General features: G+C 44.1%; 24 protein-coding genes and 1 riboswitch. Of the genes, 6 read left to right on the top strand and 18 right to left on the bottom strand.

The window, feature by feature from the left end; translation table 11 throughout:
* Positions 1-352: 352 nt before the first annotated feature.
* Both ACXHJ2_RS09820 and ACXHJ2_RS09815 read right to left on the bottom strand, forming a co-directional pair.
* Positions 353-1525: a M20 metallopeptidase family protein gene (locus tag ACXHJ2_RS09820; RefSeq protein ID WP_165080689.1), complete on the bottom strand. Its 1173-nt coding sequence runs from the start codon at positions 1523-1525 to the stop codon at positions 353-355.
* Positions 1526-1753: 228 nt separating this feature from the next.
* Complete coding sequence (locus ACXHJ2_RS09815; RefSeq protein WP_017427739.1) at positions 1754-2263, bottom strand: GNAT family N-acetyltransferase; 510 nt, start codon at positions 2261-2263, stop codon at positions 1754-1756.
* Positions 2264-2372: 109 nt separating this feature from the next.
* On the opposite strand from ACXHJ2_RS09815, the gene xerS reads away from it, so the two are divergent.
* On the top strand, positions 2373-3473 hold the full coding sequence (xerS, locus tag ACXHJ2_RS09810) for a tyrosine recombinase XerS (protein ID WP_016820737.1): 1101 nt from the start codon (positions 2373-2375) through the stop codon (positions 3471-3473).
* 8 nt (positions 3474-3481) lie between these two features.
* Here xerS and mobB read toward each other — a convergent pair whose 3' ends face one another.
* From mobB to ACXHJ2_RS09795, 3 genes are all read right to left on the bottom strand, one after another.
* A complete protein-coding gene (gene mobB, locus ACXHJ2_RS09805; RefSeq protein ID WP_016820736.1) occupies positions 3482-4033 on the bottom strand; it encodes a molybdopterin-guanine dinucleotide biosynthesis protein B in 552 nt (183 codons plus the stop codon).
* Positions 4030-5307, bottom strand: coding sequence for a molybdopterin molybdotransferase MoeA (locus ACXHJ2_RS09800; RefSeq protein WP_039276066.1), 1278 nt, complete (start codon positions 5305-5307; stop codon positions 4030-4032). The genes mobB and ACXHJ2_RS09800 overlap by 4 nt, the downstream gene beginning before the upstream one ends.
* 195 nt (positions 5308-5502) lie before the next feature.
* Positions 5503-5805 (bottom strand): helix-turn-helix domain-containing protein, encoded by a 303-nt coding sequence (locus ACXHJ2_RS09795; protein ID WP_257125911.1) that lies wholly within the window; start codon positions 5803-5805, stop codon positions 5503-5505.
* A 25-nt stretch (positions 5806-5830) separates the two neighbouring features.
* On the opposite strand from ACXHJ2_RS09795, the gene ACXHJ2_RS09790 reads away from it, so the two are divergent.
* A complete protein-coding gene (locus ACXHJ2_RS09790) occupies positions 5831-6046 on the top strand; it encodes a helix-turn-helix transcriptional regulator (protein ID WP_016820733.1) in 216 nt (71 codons plus the stop codon).
* Between the two features lie 268 nt (positions 6047-6314).
* Here ACXHJ2_RS09790 and ACXHJ2_RS09785 read toward each other — a convergent pair whose 3' ends face one another.
* Genes ACXHJ2_RS09785 through ACXHJ2_RS09770 form a run of 4 tightly spaced genes read right to left on the bottom strand, consistent with a single transcriptional unit; the run spans position 6315 to position 8371 of the window.
* Positions 6315-7049, bottom strand: a complete 735-nt coding sequence (locus ACXHJ2_RS09785; RefSeq protein ID WP_013371423.1) for a hypothetical protein — start codon at positions 7047-7049, stop codon at positions 6315-6317.
* 5 nt (positions 7050-7054) lie between these two features.
* The gene (locus tag ACXHJ2_RS09780; RefSeq protein ID WP_013371424.1) at positions 7055-7186 is read right to left on the bottom strand and encodes a hypothetical protein; all 132 of its coding nucleotides are present in this window, start codon (positions 7184-7186) and stop codon (positions 7055-7057) included.
* Entirely contained in the window at positions 7159-7629 is a 471-nt protein-coding gene (locus ACXHJ2_RS09775) for an accessory gene regulator ArgB-like protein (protein ID WP_369126322.1), read from the bottom strand. Before ACXHJ2_RS09775 ends, ACXHJ2_RS09780 begins: the two co-directional genes overlap by 28 nt.
* Before the next feature lie 28 nt (positions 7630-7657).
* The gene (locus ACXHJ2_RS09770; protein WP_040103619.1) at positions 7658-8371 is read right to left on the bottom strand and encodes a hypothetical protein; all 714 of its coding nucleotides are present in this window, start codon (positions 8369-8371) and stop codon (positions 7658-7660) included.
* 265 nt (positions 8372-8636) lie between these two features.
* On the opposite strand from ACXHJ2_RS09770, the gene ACXHJ2_RS09765 reads away from it, so the two are divergent.
* Complete coding sequence (locus ACXHJ2_RS09765; protein WP_013371426.1) at positions 8637-8864, top strand: helix-turn-helix transcriptional regulator; 228 nt, start codon at positions 8637-8639, stop codon at positions 8862-8864.
* A 138-nt stretch (positions 8865-9002) separates the two neighbouring features.
* Here ACXHJ2_RS09765 and ACXHJ2_RS09760 read toward each other — a convergent pair whose 3' ends face one another.
* The 5 genes from ACXHJ2_RS09760 to ACXHJ2_RS09740 form a co-directional block, all read right to left on the bottom strand.
* Positions 9003-9758: a DUF4247 domain-containing protein gene (locus ACXHJ2_RS09760; protein ID WP_025674568.1), complete on the bottom strand. Its 756-nt coding sequence runs from the start codon at positions 9756-9758 to the stop codon at positions 9003-9005.
* Positions 9759-9771: 13 nt separating this feature from the next.
* A complete protein-coding gene (locus tag ACXHJ2_RS09755; RefSeq protein ID WP_017427734.1) occupies positions 9772-10278 on the bottom strand; it encodes a DUF4178 domain-containing protein in 507 nt (168 codons plus the stop codon).
* Between the two features lie 24 nt (positions 10279-10302).
* Positions 10303-10710 carry a DUF350 domain-containing protein gene (locus tag ACXHJ2_RS09750; protein ID WP_013371429.1) on the bottom strand — a complete coding sequence of 136 codons (408 nt, stop codon included), beginning with the start codon at positions 10708-10710 and terminating at the stop codon, positions 10303-10305.
* A gap of 129 nt (positions 10711-10839) precedes the next feature.
* Positions 10840-11508, bottom strand: coding sequence for a PspA/IM30 family protein (locus ACXHJ2_RS09745; protein WP_013371430.1), 669 nt, complete (start codon positions 11506-11508; stop codon positions 10840-10842).
* A gap of 86 nt (positions 11509-11594) precedes the next feature.
* Positions 11595-12617 (bottom strand): NADH:flavin oxidoreductase/NADH oxidase, encoded by a 1023-nt coding sequence (locus tag ACXHJ2_RS09740; RefSeq protein WP_165080690.1) that lies wholly within the window; start codon positions 12615-12617, stop codon positions 11595-11597.
* A gap of 301 nt (positions 12618-12918) precedes the next feature.
* Between ACXHJ2_RS09740 and ACXHJ2_RS09735 the strand changes: the two genes are divergently transcribed.
* Entirely contained in the window at positions 12919-13725 is an 807-nt protein-coding gene (locus ACXHJ2_RS09735) for a polysaccharide deacetylase family protein (protein ID WP_165080691.1), read from the top strand.
* A 199-nt stretch (positions 13726-13924) separates the two neighbouring features.
* On the opposite strand, the gene ACXHJ2_RS09730 is transcribed toward ACXHJ2_RS09735, so the two are convergent.
* The 3 genes from ACXHJ2_RS09730 to ACXHJ2_RS09720 form a co-directional block, all read right to left on the bottom strand.
* A complete protein-coding gene (locus ACXHJ2_RS09730; protein ID WP_165080692.1) occupies positions 13925-14593 on the bottom strand; it encodes a 3D domain-containing protein in 669 nt (222 codons plus the stop codon).
* A gap of 6 nt (positions 14594-14599) precedes the next feature.
* Positions 14600-14780, bottom strand: a riboswitch (cyclic di-AMP (ydaO/yuaA leader).
* A gap of 230 nt (positions 14781-15010) precedes the next feature.
* Positions 15011-15733 (bottom strand): amino acid ABC transporter ATP-binding protein, encoded by a 723-nt coding sequence (locus ACXHJ2_RS09725; RefSeq protein WP_013371435.1) that lies wholly within the window; start codon positions 15731-15733, stop codon positions 15011-15013.
* Positions 15720-17183: an ABC transporter substrate-binding protein/permease gene (locus ACXHJ2_RS09720; RefSeq protein ID WP_165080693.1), complete on the bottom strand. Its 1464-nt coding sequence runs from the start codon at positions 17181-17183 to the stop codon at positions 15720-15722. Before ACXHJ2_RS09720 ends, ACXHJ2_RS09725 begins: the two co-directional genes overlap by 14 nt.
* A gap of 148 nt (positions 17184-17331) precedes the next feature.
* Here ACXHJ2_RS09720 and ACXHJ2_RS09715 point away from each other — a divergent pair, with 148 nt between their 5' ends.
* Both ACXHJ2_RS09715 and ACXHJ2_RS09710 read left to right on the top strand, forming a co-directional pair.
* Positions 17332-18510: a M20 family metallopeptidase gene (locus ACXHJ2_RS09715; protein WP_165080694.1), complete on the top strand. Its 1179-nt coding sequence runs from the start codon at positions 17332-17334 to the stop codon at positions 18508-18510.
* A 38-nt stretch (positions 18511-18548) separates the two neighbouring features.
* Positions 18549-19619, top strand: a complete 1071-nt coding sequence (locus tag ACXHJ2_RS09710) for a glycine-rich domain-containing protein (protein ID WP_165080695.1) — start codon at positions 18549-18551, stop codon at positions 19617-19619.
* An 84-nt stretch (positions 19620-19703) separates the two neighbouring features.
* On the opposite strand, the gene glgA is transcribed toward ACXHJ2_RS09710, so the two are convergent.
* Entirely contained in the window at positions 19704-21146 is a 1443-nt protein-coding gene (glgA, locus tag ACXHJ2_RS09705) for a glycogen synthase GlgA (protein WP_165080696.1), read from the bottom strand.
* Between the last annotated feature and the right edge of the window lie 7 nt (positions 21147-21153).

Raw genomic sequence — 21153 nt, 5'->3', positions numbered from 1 at the left:
AGCGTTCTCTCAAGCTCACCTCCAGTAATCCAATAGATTTGCAACCTCTTTTTTGTTAGCGCTTACATCGGTGTCTGCTCAAAAGATTCGTCATCTTTTTCTCATTTCCTTGTGTGAAAAATCAAGATAATGTAATAGGATCTTCTGCTTGATAACTTGTAATAAAAGAGTTGGCTTCCACTTACAGTTGATACCTCTTATAAATTGCTAATATGAATTTTTCATATAATGAATTATTTTCTTTAAATTTCATTTGAACGAGGTACCAAAATACTTTGATTTACAGCAAAAAACCGCGCTATGCGCGGTTCGGGCTTCCGTAATGCTATGGCTATTCATTAATAGGTTGAAATTACTGCAAATATTCAAGCGCCAGCGCTAAAAAAATATGTCCTGAGATGAGTAACGCACGCTCATCAAAATCAAAGCGAGGATGGTGGTGAGCAAAATGGGTTCGTTCATCCTCATTACGAGCGCCCACAATAATAAAAGCTCCAGGTCGTTGTTCTAGATAATAGGCAAAATCCTCTGCTCCCATGGCCGGTTTTAAGTCCATAAAAGCATCTGCTCCATACAGCCTACTGACTAGCTCACGTACCCGTTCTGTTTCGGCATCGGCATTCACCAGAGCAGGATAACCATTCAAATAATCAATTTCGTATCCCGCATGATAAGCATCCGTTAGACCTTTTACGATACTACGAATTTCGTTTTCGACTTCCTTGCGTATATCCTTATTAAACGTACGTACGGTCCCTTCAATTTTGGCTTTATCTGCAATTACATTAAAGGCAGTTCCTGCTTGAAATACCCCAATCGTTAACACTGCTGATTCCGTAGGGTCCACTCTGCGACTCACGACCTGTTGTAGTCCGTTCACAATTTGACTTCCAATAACAATGGAATCCACTGTCTGATGCGGTCTGGCGCCATGTCCGCCCTTGCCGTTGATTTCAATTGAAAAGGCATCGGCAGCAGCCATTGCCGGCCCACTCTTTAAGCCGATTTTGCCCAGTGGAATTTCCGAGGAAAGGTGAATACCATATACTGCTTCCACCCCATCCAGACAACCATCCTCAATCATGAATTTGGCTCCGCCAGGCGGTTTTTCTTCGGCATGTTGAAAAATAAACACAAGCTTTCCCTTCAGTGTCTCACGGTGATGGCTTAACACTCGTGCCACTCCTAGCAACGCAGCTGTATGACCATCATGTCCACAAGCATGCATAACACCGGGAACGGTCGATTTATAAGGCGCATCCTTTTCATCCTGAATAGGAAGTGCATCAAAATCAGCACGAAATGCAATCGTTCTACCTGGCTGCCCGCCTTCTAAAAAACCGAGCACACCGTTTCCACCGACATTCGTTCTTACTTCAATACCAAAAGAGCGTAATTGGTCTGCGATAAATGCAGATGTATTCGTTTCCTCAAAAGAAAGCTCTGGATGCTGATGCAAATATCTTCTCCACGCAATCAGTTCTTGTTCACCATCTTTTAGTTCCTGAACCCATTTCTCCAGCATATTACCCTCTTTTCCTATTGAATTTATATACTTCTATCCTTATCTTACCATAAATGATTCCAATAAGTTATATATGAATTACCAAATAACTGTATACCTGCGTTTTTACCAATGTCAATGCAAGTTCTAATTGGAACGATCCATGAACAGAAGGCTTGAAATGACAACAAAAAAGCCGACAAAATATTCTCCTCGGCTTTTTTCTGGTGGTTTTCTATTATGAATTTTTCATGTATTGAAAAACTGACTTATATTCCCTCGTACTGGATGTGTTTGCTCCCTATACTCACCATTCGTATAGCTTCCAATGACCTTGCGCCAAAAGGATTGGGCTGGTCTATTCGTGCTCATCTGAGTCACCTTCCATCGCCCATTAAAACGTCCAAACAGCTCATGAGCCGCCCAAGTGCCCACGCCATTGTGTCGATAAGGACGAAGTACAAAGAACTCAGCCATGTAATAGTCAGCTTCTCGATTGCTAGACATTCGGTCAACGAGTGCAAAGCCCACAGGAATATCCTGTCTCCAGATCAAAAAAGGCAGCTTTTGTTCGCCGCTCGTCCAGTATTGATACAAGTCTGGATAAGCCGGGAATGTCCCCTTCTCAGTGACATCAATTCGCAGATAGGCTGTAAAATCGTATAAGTAAAATTGCATGAGCTGGACAATAATGTCCTTCTGCGACTCTGGTACACTCTTTATGGACAGCTTCAATTCTGATTTGATATTATATCCCATACTTTCACCTCTCTTGGCGGTCAGCTTGTTCTTTACTTTGATTACTCCCATCCAGTGCTGTTCAAAATATGCTAAAATACATGTATTATGACCGGACGAGGTGAACCCTATGAACATACAAAAGATCATCGACCGGCGCAAACTGGATGAAAAGTTGCCGGATTTGCCATGGTACGTACAGCAATTTATGGATTACAAGCTTCCCGACCTATCCCCCTCTACTTTGCTGGAATATGTGCGGGATTACGAAGCTTTTTTTTCATGGCTTCGCTCGGAAGGCTTGTCTGCCGGAGAAACGAATGCCCAAGTGACACTGGAAGAATTAGAGACACTCCATATGGATAGCATTACAGGTTTTCGTTTGTTCCTGTCTACCAAACGCGAAGGCTCCAATTCCCGCATCACCATTTCACGTAAGCTATCGTCCTTGCGTTCACTCTTTCATTATTTGAGCCAAATCGCTGAGGATGAAAACTTTTATCCGTTGCTCAAGCGCAATATTATGGCCAAAGTCGAAATTAAGCGCGTACATAAACCCAAGGATACGGCCGCCAAGCTCAAAGGGAAAATACTGGAAGAGGAAGAACTGCTTGAATTTATCGGCTATATTTATGAAGGCTATGGACAAGATTTGGCTGATAACAAGCAAGCCCTATACTCCTATGAATTGAACAAGGAGCGAGATGCCTGTATCGCAAGTCTTATTCTGAACTCGGGACTGCGTGTATCCGAAATCGTCAACTTGAACATGGACGATCTCGATATAAACAATAAATTGCTGTATGTGTACCGTAAAGGAAATAACGATGAAACTTTTAAAACGCCAGTATATTTCCGCGAGCAATCCAAAGATGATCTCGCACTTTATTTATCCTTAAGACATACCCGTTATCGCGCTCCAAAAAAAGAAAAAGCTCTTTTTGTCGCGCGACCCAACGGCAGGGCTGAGGGCAAACGGATGACTAAAAGAGCGATTCAAGCAATGATCATCAAATACGCCAAGCGGTTCGGCAAGCCCTATTTGACCGTTCACAAGCTCCGTCATTCCTTTGCTACTGACTATTATTTACAAAATGATATTTACAAAACCAAGGAACAGCTGGGTCACGCTTCGACAGAAACAACGGAAGTCTATGCCCACCTGACTGACAAAACGATGTCTCAGGCGATCGAACGACGGATAGAGACTCAGACTGACTCCGCTAATTAGTGGCCCTCTCATCCCTGCTCTGTCTGGAATCCCATTTTGTGCCTCTGAATCTGTTCGAGTAGCCAGCAGCCTGCCGGTTCGCTGGCATCGGCAGGAAATATTTGCACCGTTTGTTCATCTGAGTAGTAGTCCTGAGCCCAATCCATGTGGTACTCCCAAACTACTACTCCCTGTACATTTGTCAGTTCCTGAACAAGCTGCGCATCCGATTGTTCCCGCACCATGATCAGCTTCGGATATTTTTCCTGCTTGAAACCTTCCAGCAACACACAGTCATAGGCCTGAAAATGCCGGATGAGTCCGATCACAGGCCGACTATGTTCCTCTAAAATGGCAGTTCTTCCTGCCGAAACAATCGCTACGCCTTCGGCACCCGCCTGTCGGTGCTTATACGTATCTGTCCCCTCATGATCCATCTCAAATTCATGACCATCATGCTTGATCACAGCTACACGCAGTCCTGACTGCTGCGCATAACGAATCAAACCTCCGAGGAAGGTTGTTTTTCCTGTATTTTTGAATCCGACGATTTGACATACAAATGGATATTTCGTTTTCACGTCACCTGTCCGCCTTGAAGCACCAGTACGTGCACCTCTTCACCTTCGTGCAAGCCTTCTGTTGTGGGAGGAACTACGATCAGACAATCGCTGTCCTTAATCGTAACCATAGCACTGGATTCATCTACTCGCGCAGGAATCGCATATACTTGCCCACTACGTATCTCCAGAGAACTGCGTACAAAGCGGGTATAGTTGTTTACCTTCGTATAATCTGCTCCTAGCTTCGCCGTCCAGGTTTGCAAATACGGATGTGCCGAAGATAACATCATTTGAATAGTTGGTCGTACAAACAGCTCACAGCCTACAAAGCATGCACCGGGATTGCCAGAGAGCGCAAATAACAGCTTACCGTCTATCACTGCGGCTGTGGTTACACTACCTGGACGCATCGTAACCTTGTTGAACAGCATATTCACATCTTTCTGTCGTACGAGGTCACCCATAATATCAAAATCACCCACCGACACTCCACCACTCGTAACCACAATATCATAGGCAGCTATCGCTTCTCGGACAGAAGCACGAGCAAGGTTCAAATCATCATGAATGGCTTGCAGAATGAACGGCTCTCCTCCTGCCTCTCTAATTTGAGAAGCCAGCATATATGTATTACTGTTTCGAATTTTCCCCGGTTGTAACGGCTCATCCACTGCGAGCAATTCTGATCCAGTGGAAAAGACAGCCACCCTTGGCTTCTTGTAAACAGGCACCCGATGTACACCAAAAGTAGCCAGTACCGAGACATGCCCCGCTCCCACGCAAGTTCCCTTACTGAGCAAAAGCTGACCTTCCTTAATCTCATGACCAATTTGTGTCACATTTTTGCCAACTTCCATACGCTTCTTCAAGCCAACATATGTCTGTCCATTTTCCTCACGCAGCTGTGTCGCCTCCAGCATCACCACCGTGTCCGCTCCTTCAGGTAGTTGTGCTCCTGTCATGATGCGGACTGCCATTCCCGTCTCCACCCGCTTGTCCGATACGGTGCCACAAGGAATTTCATCAATCACGTGTAGCCAGATTTCCTGACCGGTCGAACAGACTTCAGTGTCCGAGGCAAGGATCGCATAGCCGTCCATACCAGAACGACGAAAGCGGGGATACGGATGTGGCGCAGTCAAATCCATCGCCAGATAGCGACCATGTGCTTGCTCGAGCCCTACGTCCTCCCTTTCACCCTGTTGAACATAGCTAGCTATCCTGCTTTGTGCTTCTTCCACCTTAACTGCTTTACGTTGGAATTTTTCTGTGTTTAATGGCGTCTGATTCATGTTCTCACTCCGTTCTTCTAAAATACCCTCTTTCTGTTATAACGCTAAAACCGTTATCTGGCAAATCCGAACGGTGTTTATTGGATACTGCAAGTCTCTATCCGCCAAAAAACAGCCTGAATATCATATCGCGGCTGTTTTTGGTAGATTTTGCTTTTTTGTTTTGCATGTCATTACGTCAGTTTTCTACGTATATTAAGTTAGATTATTTTTACCGAAATAGATTGAATCTATTGAAACCTCATACAACGAGGACATTTGCTGCGCTCGAGCTATTGTTAAATCCGATGAATCTTCCTCTATATGTTTTAATTCATTCATTGACATACCAAGTATATTGCAAGCTATTAACTCACTATAACCTGAAGCGAGTCGTGCCATCTTTATTGTATAAAAGCTAGTGCAAGTTACATTTTCATTTTTATCTGCAACCATCCAATCAACTCCACAATATAATTGATAAAAAAGTAATTTACCTGTATACTCTGAACGAAACACTTTTCCCCTGTTAGGAGCAAGTAAGGTGCAAAAACTTACTCGGGGGAAATGCCTTTTGAAAGAGGAGCTCAAATCTCATGGACGCACTCAATCATGGCTCGCCCGACGAACTGGATATTCGCGGCAACAAATATCCAACTGGATCGCGGGACGTGACAAAATGTCATTCGAGGCGGCAGTCCTCATTTCTAGGATATTAGAGTGTAAAGCTGAGGACTTATATGAGTGGGAACTTGCCTGACAAACAGGCATTTCCTTCGGGGCATTTGTACATGCCGGCATTTACAATATATATCCCGCTTTCACCCTCCTTTTCTTATATGTAGATTGTTTCACCTTAATTTAAAAGATTGTTATTTTTTTCATAATCAATTTTATCACATGGAAAATGATTAAAAACGGGAAATATGTCGAATTAAATCGAACCCGTCCGGCTTATCCTAGTCTAACTGATTATTGACTTATTCATTTAAATCTGGTAATAAAAATGACCCCTGAATTTTCATGGGTCATTTCCACAGTTTTTTAAGCGCTTTAAGTTTATTATGAGACATCGAGCATGTGAAGTCAGATCCTTCGAATCGTACCAGCCCTCCAAATGCGTTAGACTCAATTTCACAAACCAAGTCGAGATTTATCAGGGTATCTTTATAAGCTGGATATAGATACGGAAAAGCTTCCCTGCAAGCCTGTGCGGTTAGCCCGATTGTATAAGAGCGATCTCCAGAGTGGAAACGCGGGACATAGTAATTTTTTTTAGGTTCCCACATATCCACACTAAGCATATTCCCTACCTTAAAAAAACCACTCACTGTTGCCTTACCCACTACCTTGATTTCCGATCCGAAAATATAACGAATTTCTCTATCGGCATTCATTGCATCCGCATATATTTGTTTCCATCGAGATAAATTGGCTGAATTTATACTTTCTTTGATGTCTTGATTTTTAAAAACAACCTGCCCCCCTCCATAATCTCCCGTAACGATCTTGTCCACTTGTGTGATGTTAACCAAATTAGATCCGTCCAAATTGCAAAAAGTGGGTAAGCCTACGGAACATTCATGGAGGGTGGTGGGAACTGTAAATCTTCCATGAGAAGTATGAAAAAGCGGGATGTGATAATTGCTTTTAGGCTTCCACAATTCAATCGCAACTAGGTGATTTTCACAAAAGAAAGAGCAATCTCCAAGTGAATTGTCATCAAGCAATGGAGTGGCTAGGATTCGCTTTCCCTCTTCCATTAAATTCAGTTCTTTTCTGTTTTCTTCAGCTCAGCTGGTACCGGTTTAGCGCCAAATATTGTTTTTTCTTTTTTGGTAGACTCGTTAGCGTATTTCCCAAGGCTTATACTTAAAACTCTCGCCAATTTCTTATCCATTTTCGCTCACCTCCTTTCCATAAAGGAAGAATACTGAATGCTTGTATAACTATAGATAAACATATTATGTGAGATTGTACAAAAAAATTTAATATGCAAACCAAAATACATATCGTTTTATAATACTTGTGATATTTGGTCTTATTAATATAGATAAAATGATTGGGAGCATATACTACAAACACTAATAATGAACAAGCGTTAATTATCAAAATTGTTGATAAACCTAAAGAAACAAAAGGTATAGTTACACATATGGCCGTTGTAAAACAGACACAAAGGGTAAGGTTGCTGAAGTGTACCCCACCTGAAAATCTCCTTACAAACATGATCGTAGCCAGAGCTAGTAATGCCCCCCAAAAATGTCCTGTTATCCAGGCTATAACTGCAACCATTAGTACTGCCGAAATTTCGGTTATTTTTATACCAATCGCATACTCCATCACTTCTACACTTGTAGGTCCATCAGGATCAGCTTTCTTTATTTCTGATGCGATGTGCCTCGATAGCGTTTCTAGCATCCTCGTAATCTCCTTTCTCTGAAAAGAAGTACGAAATTCCAAAAGTTAGCAATGAGATGGAAAGTAGTCCTATCGTATTGGAGTTATAGAGCATATACAAAGTAACAAGAATAGTGACAAATGATATTAGGGAGCCTATGATGAACATTTTATTAAGGGGTGATAGGTAATTTTCACCTTTCAAAAAATCATGTGGGGGCTGAATGATAAATGAGAAACCAAAGTTGTATTTCCCCATGACAAAAGAAATAAAGTACGCAGTAAAAATAGAAGCTAACTGTATAACGTAAATGGAAGAACCAGAAGTATTATTAATAATATCAGGTTGTGCTACTCCGAAAAAATTTGCAAATATATATACAAATAGCTGTAGGTTAATGTAAGCTGTTAGACCAGAACCAGCAGAAAATGCTGCAAGATATGTTTTGATCCCTAAACCAAATCTTAAAAAGAGAACCATTAACAAATACTGAAGCGGAAAATCAAATTTAGGCATGCCTATAACTTCTCTCATGAGAAAGGAAAAGAAAGCTATGCCAATTGCATAGAAAAGTATTTTTCTTCGATTTTCCCACACCGGAAGCATATAAAGCTTCAAGACCAAAGTAACTGCCGCTAAAGCATCGAAAAAACCAAGTAAAATATATAAAAAAGCAGATAACACAGTTACATCATCCTCCTATTTCGCCTGATGTAATTGTATATTTTACTAATAGATGTGGCAATGAAATAATCTAGTAAACTGTCATTTTTTGTATAAATATGAGGTAAAATTTTCTTTCTATGGCTTTCTTCTTCAAACTCGACACCCATTCGTGCTAACAAAAAAATCCCCCCAAGTGAGCGACGTTGCTTTTGCTAATGTATTATGTTGGTTTTTTTTCGATATCAAGGTTATAATCTACTTAATTTGGGGTGGAGGGATTATAGTGGCTTTAAGTGACAATTTTAAAAAATTACGTATAAAATATCATTTGACTCAACAAGAGCTTGCTGAGATCGCTGGGGTTACCAATAAAGCAATTTCAGCTTGGGAGAGCGGACTTTCTGAACCACGAATGGGTGCTATAGAAAAGATAGCTCGTCATCTCCATATCAAAAAAAGTAACATCATCGAAGACGATGGCATTGAGCACATAAGCTCTGATCAAGTGTAGGTCAAAGTAGACGGTAATAAAATCGAAGTGAGAGCATCCGTTCAATTCACTGTAGGTTATATCAAACAACAAAAAAAGGAACTGTGCAACAGCTTCACAGTTCCGCAAACAACTTTAGAAGAATATAAAACATTACCATTATCGTCGACTTCGTCGGCTGATTTTACCTGAGCCGCTGCGTGTTTTAGGCTTACTATACGATTTGCGCGGCGAATCAAATATGCTGGAACCGCCGCTGCTGCCTCGGTCACGTGAAATCGAGCCTCTGCTCGGTGAACTGCTGGAGCCTCTATCGAATAGACTCCCGCTTGATCCAACGCTGGAATCCGAATTTTTCCCTCTACGGGTAACTGAGCCTTTTCGCTCCACCGTTATCGGCGGGATCGCTTTTTTCTCCTGTGCTGTTGGAGCACGATATTGCCCTTGTGAAGGTCGGTATACATCTCTGCTCGAATAACCTCGATAGGAGCCAGACCCCCGCAACGAATCGAACAGAGCATCCAGCACAGTTGCAGTTAAGTATCCTTTTAGAAAGCTGGAACTGTAATTTTGCTCGACATACTTTTTACTATCAATTTCAATGAGTGTGTCTTCCTTCTTAGCTGGATCCTGCTGCAAATGGTACCACTCATCACTATATACCAGAAACATCCGCTCATTGCTCTGAGGTGACATTTGTTCCGGTGTACGCTGTTCTTTCAATTCCTCCGCTACTTCGGGAACCGTTTTGCCTGCCGCCCGATACACGTACGAGGTCGAGTTTCCGCTACCACTAACGGATTCCAGCGGATACGTATCTTTCACATTTGGCGCGCCGCAGCCGCTTAACACGGATACGAACAAGCTCAGCGCCACAATGACCTTTAATGCATATTGCCAGGTGCGTTTGCTCATGTGTAACCCTCTCCTAGCTTGCCCGAATAACCTTGACGTCTCCGGTAATCACTTCTTCTCCTTCATAAAGCATAAAGCGACCGTCCTGCCATTCTACCCGCAATAGATGGTAATCATCAGACTGGTACTGCCAAACATGTTGCTCTCCACCCTGCCGGAAAGGAGCACGGCCCATAACGGTAACATGCCCAAAATACTGTTCTTCCAAATGATACGTTGTATCATCCAGTTCTAAAATGGTCGGTACTTCCTCCGGGTTGTCTAGTCTGCCATCGATGGCCTGATAAAGTCCGAATTGCAGTGTTTCCCGTTCCTCAATATGAAGATAACTCACTTGATTACCATCCTGAAGCGTCAAAACAACAGCATTCCGAGCACGATTATGTACACGACCTACCACTTCATAGGTGACAAGCGACACCTCACAAATATCCCCTGGATTTAAGTGAAGCATGCTTTTTTCCGCTTTCGGCGGTTCAGGCTTAGCAAATAGATTTGAAATTCGTTTCCATACACTCATGGTCATATTTCCTCCTTACTTTGCCTAGAAGCATGCTGTAATGATCAAGGCACCAACCAAATGCAGCGCTCCCGAAAACAGACCGAAACCAATTTTACCTTCCTGGGTACCTTTATCCAGATCAAACTGTGCCCAATATCTCAACAGCAGACGCACAATCACTTCCAAAACAAGCAGGATAATAAAGGCAATCACAGAATACACAAGCGCTTCAAGCAAATTATTAGCGGTAGCAATTGAACCTGATAAAATATATCCTTGTGCAATCAGCTTCATAATCATCCGTACCGTTACGGCCATATTTCCGGCTTTTACTTCGGCAAAATCCTTATACTTTGTAAATAAAGAATCGACATACATTAATACGAACAGCAAAATAGCACCCGCGCCCGTCCATACCAGCATCGCTTTCATCGTTTCTAAAAAATGCATTTGCTACCATCCTCCACATCTTCTTGACTACATATATTGATTTACGCCCCCAGGCAGGGAAAAGCGAAGGAGAAAACGTTTCTCCTTCGCTTACTGAGCCCTCACACTAGCGGCAATGCTTAAAAGTTCTTATTTGTTTTCGTATTGTTTCAGCAAAGCAGCAAGTTCATCGTCCACAGCACTTTTCTTATCCAGCTCTTTGAACTCTTCATCCAGCGATTTTTCCTTGGAAGCCATTTCGTTGCTCGCTTCAGCACGTGCTTCTGCTTGCAGCATTTTTTCCTCCATACGCTTCAATCCAGCAGTTGCCGTATCCGAGCTAAAACCGTTCATAGCTTTGTTAATTTCAGTTTGCGCTTTAGCTGCGTTATAACGGGCAACCAGTGTCTCGCGCTTGTTTTTCATTTCAGTCAGCTGTCTACGCATTTCATCCAGCTTACCACGCAGGTTGTCAGCTGCAGCTTTGTTTTGCTCATAACCAGCTTGGAACTCGTTCATTTTTTGTTCGGCAGATTTCTTTTCTTCCAGCGCACGACGAGCAAGATCCACATTTTGTGCTTTTGCAGCCGTATGAGCCTGTTCTTCGCGTTTTTTCACCAAAGCTGCCTGTTCTTCGTATTGCTGTTTGAATCTCTTTTCAATAGCAATTTGAGCGGCTACCGCTTTCTCTGCGTCTTCCAGATCCTCTTGCATATCACGAATGTATTGATCCGTCATTTTAACTGGATCTTCTGCCTTGTCGATAATGGCGTTAATGTTAGACATCGTAAGATCTCTTAATCGTTTGAAAATAGACATGTGAAGTTCCTCCTAGAATTGAATGCTTAAATTTTAAGCTCTGTACACATGTTTACGCAAGCTTTGCAAAGAGGTTTCAAAAATATCTAAAAACCGCGTAGATAAGGCTCTGGGATATCTGCCTGTACTTTTAGCGCCCGTGAAGCATGCAGCGCCCAATAGGGATCACGCAGCATGGCACGCCCTATGGCTACCAGATCAGCTTCATTTTGCTGAACGACTCGGCGGGCATCCTCATAATCATCCAATAAGCCGACAGCAATGACAGGCACATTCAATTTTTCACGGATGGTATGAGCCAAATCGACCTGATAACCAGCACGCGCAGACGGGCCTCCGCTGGAGCCTATCGGACCCTCACCACCAGAAGAAATATGGAAAATGTCTACACCTGCATCACGATATCGTTCCCCTATGGCTGCTATGTATTCAACATCATATCCGTCTTGGACATATTCTTTGGCAGATATCCGCATTAGCACAGGCATATCAGCAGGAAGTACCTCTTTAACAGCACGGATCACCTCAACACCAAACAGTGACAAATCCTGCCCATATTCATCTTCTCTGGTATTGGTTAAAGGGGAATGAAATTGATGGATCAGATAGCCGTGAGCACCATGAATCTCTACCGTGTCAAAACCAGCTTCTACCGCCCGGCGAGCCCCCTCTTTGTAGGCCTGAACCAGTTCCTTGACTTCTGCTCTCGTCAAAGTGTGGGGATCTTTAAAGCGTTCACTAAAGGGGATCGAGGACGGGCCTACAGGTGTCTCAGCATCCTCGGCCTTGCGTCCGGCATGGCCTAATTGAATGGCAATTTTGGCACCATACTTGTGGACTTCCTCTACAATTTTGCGATATGCAGGAATATGTTCGTCACTCCAAATGCCCAAATCACGATCCGTAATGCGTCCATCCGGATGAACCGCTGTCATTTCCACAATTATGAGCCCAGTCCCTCCTACCGCGCGACTCACATAATGGACATAATGCCAATCCGTCGGTTTGCCGTCCTTGGCCTCCACGCTGTATTGGCACATTGGGGGCATGACAATCCGATTTCTTAAGGAAAGCCCCTTTAATTGATAAGGAGTAAACAAGTCGGTCACTTTTATCCATCCTTCCCTCAATTCCAGTCTGTATCATTATGAATAGCATCCCCATTATACACCAGCTGTCACGGTATACCGAATCCTTTGTAAGGCTAAAACTTGCGAAAATGCTTCAGTTTTCGGTCATGTTTAAGAGAATATGTCCGTTTACTTCGTCATCTTCACAGATATCCGCTTCATGATGTGCTTCTCTTCAGTCGTGTAGGGCTTCACTCAATCACCAGCATAATTTTAATAGGACAGGTACATAATAGCTGAGAGCACCACTAGGTACCACGCACGGAAAGGGGGAATATAAATGCGGTACAGGGGAGTGTTGCCATGTTTAGCACTGTTACTAGCATTTTCAAGTTTTCCCGTTCACGCGGATACGTCTCCCAACATCGGAACGCCCCATCCCAAGGAAGCTGCTGCCGCTACTTCGGTATATCAAAGTAAAGATCGAGCTGCTCCAACATTAGCGATGCTACGAAAAAAGCATGCGGACATTTTTAAAATGTGCGGCCCGCACACCCGCCAAATTGCCTTAACCTTTGATGATGTGCCCGATTCAAGGTATACGCCGCAGGTTTTGGACGTATTACACGCAAACGGTATCAAAGCTACCTTTTTTATCGTCGGCCATCGTGCGGAAAAGCATCCGGGGATCATACGCCGCATCATCCGCGAGGGCCATGCTATAGGAAACCACTCCTATACTCATCCGGATTTCAGAAAGGCCACACCAGAGCGCTTTCACCACCAGATTACAAAAACAGAACGCATTTTAGAAGCCAGCGCAGGTTTTCGACCCAGATTGATACGACCACCCTATGGTGAAATCACGGAGCCTCAAATCCAGTGGGCACGTCGTCATGGGTACATGATCGTCAATTGGAATGTGGACTCTCTAGACTGGAAGGGATTAAGCAAAACACAGATTCAGCGCAACGTGATCCCGGCTACCGGACCTGGCTCCATTATTTTAATGCATGCAGGTGGAGGTCAAAGTTCCAACTTACAAGGTACTGTCCAAGCTTTGCCGGGTCTAATCCACTCTTTAAAAGCTAAGGGCTACAAGTTTGTCACAGTCCCCCGGCTACTTCACACATCGGAACGAAAATAACAGTATGTCTAAGCCTCGCATATACCAACAACGTAAAAAGGCTGCCTTAACGAGCAGAATGTTTCTGCTTGTAAGACAGCCTTTTTTACGATAAACGACCAGACCTGATAAGAAGTCGTCCCAGTTATATGTTGTATGCTATAATATTAAGTTTACATAATATTTATTATGTTTAATGAAATTAAACATATGCACACTGCTATTTATCAATGACGTACAGTTTCACATTTTGGAAACCGAAATCGTTCACGAATGATTTGTTGCCAGGGATAAAGATATCAATCCGCTTTCCGGTAATAGCGCTGCCCTGATCACGGGCAACGGCCACAAAAGAATGGTCGGGCAAGCCCGGATGGGAATAGCCTGTAACTAGCACCTTTGTTCCCATAGGAATGACTTTCGGGTCTACCGCAATTGTACCTAGTTTAAGCGGATTGCCGTAGTAATCGACTGCACCCCATTTGCCATTTTCATCAGCTGCGGCTGAATATGCTGTTGCTTTAACATCAACTACTTTACTGTAATTGAACGTTTTGCCCCATGCTTCAATTGTTGGTCTCTCATTCGCTGGTGCTTTCTCCGTAAGAAGCTGTGGCTTCGAATCCGAAGCCGCCTTCACACTTTTTTCGTCTGGAACTTTAATTTGCAGACCTGCATATATGTTGTTGGACGCAATATCAGGGTTAGCCTTCGTCAACTCATCTACCGATACCCCATAACGTTGAGCAAGCAAAAAGAAGGTATCGCCTTCTTTGGCAGTATGAAGCGAAGCAGCATCTGCTACTCCAGCTGTCTGGGCCAGTCCTGCAATAGCTGCGGCAAGCACCGCAAATTTCATGTTTTTTCCAATATGTTTTAAATGTTTCAAAGCTATGTACCTCCTCTGTTATGCCTGCGAAGTTAGCTGTCGGATTCGGACTCAGGAGAAGCCCTATGCTTGTGCAATTCACCCCTAGGCATATTCCACAACATCTTATGACGCATTGGAATAATTGCCGTTGTTACGTCCCCCGCACTTCCCACGGTTTGAGCCCAGCATTGAGCATTTGTTATCATTGCTGCTGCTCCGGTAAGTTTTGGCTTACTGCATAATATCACAATTTTGTAACCTTATCTGCATGAAAATGTTGGGAACCTTGAACATCATACTATACTCATTACAATTTTGTCATCAAAAATCGGTTTTTTGTTACGAAAATATGGAGATATGGTGACAAAAAGAGAAAAGCCCTCCGTGAAACATTATCACGAGAGGGCTTTGTTAATATTTCATAAAAGCATTTTCTTACAGCACTTTAGCAAGAAAATCACGGGTACGGTCATGGCTTGGAGTACCGAAAACTTGCTCAGGCGTACCTTGTTCTATAATTTGACCGTTGTCCATAAAGATGATTCGATCCCCTACCTCACGGGCAAAGCCCATTTCATGCGTCACGATCACCATCGTCATGCCGCCCTCAGCGAGCTTCTTCATCACGTCCAGAACCTCTCCAACCATTTCAGGGTCAAGGGCAGAAGTAGGCTCATCGAACAGCATTACGTGCGGCTGCATGGCCAAAGCACGTGCTATCGCAATACGTTGCTTTTGACCACCAGATAACTGGTTCGGGTAGGTATTCTTTTTATCCTCAAGACCCACAGTCCGCAAGAGCTCCAGTGCAATTTTCTCCGCTTCTTTCCCCGATTGCTTCTTCACCTGCGTTGGTGCAAGCGTCAGATTCTGCAGTATTGTTTTATGCGGAAACAGATTAAAATGCTGGAAAACCATCCCCATCTTCTCCCGAGTCGCATTGATATTATGACCACGGGCCGTAATCGGCTCACCCTCAAACAAGATTTCCCCTTCTGTTGGCTGTTCCAACAGATTCATACAACGTAAAAACGTACTTTTCCCCGAACCACTCGGGCCGATAATGACGACAACTTCACCTTTGGCGATATCTATATCAATACCTTTTAAAATTTCATTCTTACCGAATGATTTACGCAGTTGTTTAACGGTGATCACTGGCTCTCAACTTCCTTTCCCATAAACCCAACAGCTTAGATAAGCTGAATGTCATTACAAAATAAATAGCGGCTGCGATTACGAACGGACTCAAGCCTTCGTAGGTAATATTCTTAATGACCTGGGCTTGATACATAATATCCACCATCCCAATGGTCGAAATAATAGAAGATTCTTTAATGATCGTAATGAACTCATTACCAATAGCAGGCAATATAGATTTAAATGCTTGCGGTAAAATGACGTGTCGCATCGCTTTGCCTCGTCCCATCCCGAGCGAGCGGGCAGCTTCCATCTGTCCACGGTCTACGGCCTGAATACCAGCACGGAAAATTTCAGCTAAATATGCCGAACTATTCAGAGACAATGTAATTATACCGGACTGGAGTGGCGTAAAATTAACACCCAACGTCAAAGCAACTCCGTAATGAATGATCATAAGCTGCACCAGCATAGGTGTGCCGCGCAGTATCTCTACATATGCGGTACCTAGCCACTCGATAATACGAATACCACTCATCCGCAGCAAGGATATGATCAGGCCAATAATGAACCCGAACAGTACTCCGAGCGCAGACAGCAATAGGGTGTAGCCGATACCCGTAGCGTAAAAACTGCGATATTTCAAAAATATATCTACAATGCTATTCGAAGAAACTTGTCGGTCTGCAGACAGTGCACTCGCTTCTGTAGAAAACTTCTCAATCGAACCGTCCGCTTTCAGGCGAGCCAACGTTTTATTTACTGAAGCAAGCAATTCCGCATTTCCTTTACGGATGCCTACAGCAGTTTCTGCTCCTTCATCCTCAGGTACTGCCTTGGCAAGTGTTACGGTACCATCTAGCGTGTAACCTTTAGCAACGGTATCTTCGATTACAACCGCGTTGATACGCTTGGTCCGAAGCTGGAGTACCAGATCGGATATTTTATCCAATGAGGTTACAGAAGCATTAGGCACTTTTTGCGCAATTTCTTCCTGGATACTCCCCTTCTGCGCACCGAGCTTCTCTCCTTTTAGAGCAGCCATCGTTGAATATTTGTCTTTATCCTCTGGACGTACCATAATGACTTGCTTGGAACGATAGTATACATCCGAAAAATCAATGCTCTTTCTGCGTTCATCCGTCGGTGTCATACCGGACAGTACCAAGTCTACGCGACCACTTTGCAGAGCAGGCAGCAAAGAGTCAAAACTCATGTCCTCTGGGACCATCTCCGCATTCAGATCCTTGGCGATTTCCTTGGCAATTTCAACATCAAACCCAACAATGGTATCCTGACCGTTAATAACTTTATGAAACTCATACGGCGGAAAGTCAGCACTCATGCCCACTACAAGTTTTTTCTGTGGCTTTTCTTCCGATCCGTATGCAGTGAGCATGGGAAGACCAGCCAACAGTAAGATAACCGCCGACAAAACCAGGGCGGTAAAACGATATGCCTTTTTCAATCTTTTTTTCTCTCCTTAAATTCTTTATAATAAATAAGATTGTGTCATTATAAATGAATATGCATGATTATGCAATGAATGTTATAGTACAATTTTAGTATATCTATCGCAGTACCTACATTACAGCATATATAAGGGAGTTTTTAGCATGAATTTCAAACAGACCATTCAACACACCATTGAACAGCATGCCCAGCGGTTTAAGGACATTTCGTTATATATTGGCGCAAACCCTGAACTTGGAAACGAGGAATTCTTGGCCTCTGCCCGTTTAAAAGAAGAACTTGCTTTTCACGGATTTGACGTTCAGGCACCCGTATTGGGTATAGAAACAGCCTTTATTGCTACTTACAAAGCAACCAAGCCTGGACCAATCATTGCTTTTCTGGCAGAATACGACGCTCTGAAAGGGCTAGGACACGCCTGTGGGCACCATTTGATATGTATGATGAGTACAGGCGCTGCCGTAGGTCTCAAATCGATTATCGACGAGACTGGTGGAGAAGTACGTGTATACGGCACACCTGCCGAAGAAACACGCGGTGCAAAGGTTCCGATGGCGGCGGCCGGGTTGTTTGATGATTGCGACATAGCTATGATGACACATCCCTTTGACCGCTACGAAAAATCAGGCAAATCGCTAGCGATTGATGCTGTGCAGTTCGAATTTTTTGGTCAATCCGCTCACGCTGCGGCCAGTCCGCACGAAGGGATTAATGCTTTGGACGCTGTGATTCAAACGTTTAACGGGATTAACGCATTTCGGCAACAGGTGAAAAGTACGGTACGTATCCATGGCATCATTAATCAGGGTGGGCAGGCTGCCAATATTATTCCTGATTACGCCTCAGCCCAATTTTACGTGAGGGCCGCGACACGCCAGGAACTGAACCCGCTTACCCGTCGTGTTATTCAAATTGCTGAAGGAGCTGCTTTACAAGCCGGGTGTCGTTTGGAAACATCCAATTATGAGACTTCTTACGATGAAATGGTGACTAACCGTGTTCTCTCCGACACCTTTACTGCAAATTTGGTGCAGGCTGGCATTGCGCAAGAAGATATTACGGAAGGCGAAGATCATGGCTCAATGGATATCGGAAATGTATCACTTCATTGCCCTGCAATCCACCCGTACATTCAAGTTATTGACGAGAAGCATGCCTTGCATACACCAGAATTCCGCGATTTGGCAATGCAGGACCGCGCAATGGAAGGAATGCTCTTGGCGGCGAGGACCTTGGCATGGACGGCTTGCGATGTAATCACAAATTCTGAACTGCTGGCACAGATTAAAAAAGAATTCGCTCAGCTGAATAGCAAAAGCTAAATTCGGAGATCCGTCTTCTGGTAGAAAGGAGTGCCCTCATGAATAGTATGAGTAGCTTTTGGACGTTGTTTATTGTGGTTGACCTCATCATTCTTTGGTTTATATTCCGTGCTATACGCAGGAATCGTGGAAACAGAAGTACGCGGCGCCGGAATGCATTTTTCCTTAGCTCCCCCTCTCCTTCGTCACTTACGCAGGAGCGTCATCGAGAGATTACGGAGCTGAAGCAACTGTTGGAGCGATCCATTCCAGCCTCCTATGCTCATAACGTAAAGCAACGTGTCATGGAAGCCCACCCTAGCCTGACTGAACAAGAATATGATTGGCGTTGGCATGAGCTAAAGCGATACTTCATGCTATGCGCCATTATGAATCGGGTGCCTATGTTCAGTAGTGATGTGGATGAACTATGGCACGAAATGTTAATGTTTACGCGCGAATACCAGCAGTTTTCGGATGCTTTTTTTGGTCGTATGCTTCACCATGCACCCCATTCGGGCGGCTCTCAGCCGATGCCAGAGGAGCGGGCGTGGTTTGACTGGTTATATGTCGAATGCTTTGGCTGGAATCGCTATAGCGCCAGTTTGTGGGGAACTTTTTTTAATCATCCATTACCGAACGATGAGCTTTCACACTATTACAAAATGACAGCTTCAGCGCAACCACTAGGTGACCGATGGAATATACGTGAGAATATGGGTATTTCAGAGCAGACACAACAAGCGGTTCATAAGATAGTCCAACACCTTCGTGAGCGAGTAAATAAAGCTGTAGATGATCCTGAGGGCAAGCAACTCCCCAAGGTCAACTATTTGCAGGTTGACTATCTGCTCTTAGCTGTTGTGTGGTATTCATGGTATCGGCCTGATGAATTTGCCATACACATGCACCCAGATTCCACCAGCAGTGCCGCACTAGCCAGCTCATCCGGCTGTAGCTCCGCAAGCGGCTGCTCGAACTGGGATACACACCACTCGCACCATCATTCCTCCCATGACAGTTCTCATAGTGGAGGCTCTTCTCACCACGATTCAGGCGATTCCGGGAGTCATTCCTCATGTAGCAGCGGATCTTCGTGTGGAAGCAGTTGTGGGGGCGGGGGCGACTGACCGCAGCAAAAAAGGGAATTCCTCAGCCGGACACTGGCTAAAGGCATTCCCTTTTTTAATAGCACAAAATGATATCCTACCTGTTTAATCGGTCTTTACTAACGAACGGTAAATATCCATATACGCCTCGGCCGATACATCCCAACTGTACTCTCCTGCAAAGGCCGTCTGTGTAAGCTTGTTCCAATGCTCAGGTTGGCGATAGTAATGAACAGCACGACGAATGGTATGCAGCATGTCATGTGCATTGTAGTTCGTGAAACTAAAACCGTTTCCTTCACCTGTGAGTTCATTGTAAGCCTGCACAGTATCGTTCAGCCCTCCAGTTTCTCGCACTATGGGAATACTTCCATAACGAAGCGCCAGCAGTTGACTAATCCCACAAGGTTCAAACTTCGATGGCATAAGATACATGTCACTTGCCGCATATATTTTTCGTGACAGTGGCTCGCTAAAAGCAAGCTGGGACGACATTTTCAGAGGATATCGTCCTGCCGCTTCCCGGAACCAGTGCTCAAAAGCCGGGTCCCCTGTTCCCAGCACGACAAACTGGATATCGTCATAATACAAGATTTCGTCAAGCACTCTCGTAACCAGATCCAGCCCCTTCATATCCACAAGTCTAGTTACCATTGCAATCAAAGGTACGTCCGGACGCACCGGCAGACCTAGCTCCTTTTGCAGGGCAATTTTATTTTCCTTTTTCTTTGCCAGACTTGTGCGGTACTTCGTATAAATACGATTGTCTGTGGCAGGATTGTAGCTTTGGGTATCAATTCCGTTCACAATCCCCGTTAAGCGTCCCTGCTGTCCTAATTTACGAAGTAGTCCCTCTAGTCCGTATCCGTAGAATTCAGTTTGAATCTCCTCTGCATAGGTTGGACTCACGGTTGTGACATGATCCGAGTAAGTAAGCCCACCTTTCATAAAATTAAGTCTGCCATAATACTCCACACCCTCGGAAGTAAAATAGCTTCCATCCAAGTTAAGTAGCTCCGTTAAGACCTCATATGGAAAATCACCCTGATACAACAGATTATGTATCGTAAACACCGTGCGAATATCGTTGTAAAAGGGCAAATGTTGATAATTAGCATTCAGAAGCAGGGGAACCATCGCCGTATGCCAGTCATGACAATGCACAATATCCGGCCGAAAATTCAGTTCAGGCAGCACTTCCAAAATCGCCCGGTTGAAGAAGGAGAAGCGTTCGCCATCATCCATATAACCGTAAATGCCGTCACGACCGAAGTAATATTCATTATCTATAAAATAAACTCTAATCCCGTCCAACGTCAGCTCCTCTACTCCACAATACTGATCACGCCAGCCTACAGCTACATGCTTGACCGTTACCGGACGCAGAGACTTCTTATAGGTATCAGGAATGCCCGCATATTTAGGTAAGATAATTCGGACGTCGCATCCTGCCTGATGAAGTGCCTTTGGCAGTGCGCCAATAACATCAGCCAACCCGCCTGTTTTAATAAATGGATGTGCTTCTGCTGCCGCAAACAAAATGTTCATATGTGCT

The sequence above is a fragment of the Paenibacillus sp. ALE3 genome, assembly GCF_054113405.1.
The sequence above is the reverse complement of the archived record's forward strand: the minus strand, read 5'-3'. Positions and strand labels throughout refer to the sequence as shown.

What these genes read in the sequence shown, in the direction of transcription:
- ACXHJ2_RS09820 (WP_165080689.1), bottom strand. Translation starts at nt 1,525, where the DNA reads ATGCTGGAGAAATGGGTTCAGGAACTAAAAGATGGTGAACAAGAACTG.
- ACXHJ2_RS09815 (WP_017427739.1), bottom strand. Translation starts at nt 2,263, where the DNA reads ATGGGATATAATATCAAATCAGAATTGAAGCTGTCCATAAAGAGTGTA.
- xerS (WP_016820737.1), top strand. Translation starts at nt 2,373, where the DNA reads ATGAACATACAAAAGATCATCGACCGGCGCAAACTGGATGAAAAGTTG.
- ACXHJ2_RS09800 (WP_039276066.1), bottom strand. Translation starts at nt 5,307, where the DNA reads ATGAATCAGACGCCATTAAACACAGAAAAATTCCAACGTAAAGCAGTT.
- ACXHJ2_RS09785 (WP_013371423.1), bottom strand. Translation starts at nt 7,049, where the DNA reads ATGGAAGAGGGAAAGCGAATCCTAGCCACTCCATTGCTTGATGACAAT.
- ACXHJ2_RS09780 (WP_013371424.1), bottom strand. Translation starts at nt 7,186, where the DNA reads ATGGATAAGAAATTGGCGAGAGTTTTAAGTATAAGCCTTGGGAAATAC.
- ACXHJ2_RS09775 (WP_369126322.1), bottom strand. Translation starts at nt 7,629, where the DNA reads ATGGAGTATGCGATTGGTATAAAAATAACCGAAATTTCGGCAGTACTA.
- ACXHJ2_RS09760 (WP_025674568.1), bottom strand. Translation starts at nt 9,758, where the DNA reads ATGAGCAAACGCACCTGGCAATATGCATTAAAGGTCATTGTGGCGCTG.
- ACXHJ2_RS09755 (WP_017427734.1), bottom strand. Translation starts at nt 10,278, where the DNA reads ATGAGTGTATGGAAACGAATTTCAAATCTATTTGCTAAGCCTGAACCG.
- ACXHJ2_RS09750 (WP_013371429.1), bottom strand. Translation starts at nt 10,710, where the DNA reads ATGCATTTTTTAGAAACGATGAAAGCGATGCTGGTATGGACGGGCGCG.
- ACXHJ2_RS09745 (WP_013371430.1), bottom strand. Translation starts at nt 11,508, where the DNA reads ATGTCTATTTTCAAACGATTAAGAGATCTTACGATGTCTAACATTAAC.
- ACXHJ2_RS09735 (WP_165080691.1), top strand. Translation starts at nt 12,919, where the DNA reads ATGCGGTACAGGGGAGTGTTGCCATGTTTAGCACTGTTACTAGCATTT.
- ACXHJ2_RS09715 (WP_165080694.1), top strand. Translation starts at nt 17,332, where the DNA reads ATGAATTTCAAACAGACCATTCAACACACCATTGAACAGCATGCCCAG.
- ACXHJ2_RS09710 (WP_165080695.1), top strand. Translation starts at nt 18,549, where the DNA reads ATGAATAGTATGAGTAGCTTTTGGACGTTGTTTATTGTGGTTGACCTC.
- glgA (WP_165080696.1), bottom strand. Translation starts at nt 21,146, where the DNA reads ATGAACATTTTGTTTGCGGCAGCAGAAGCACATCCATTTATTAAAACA.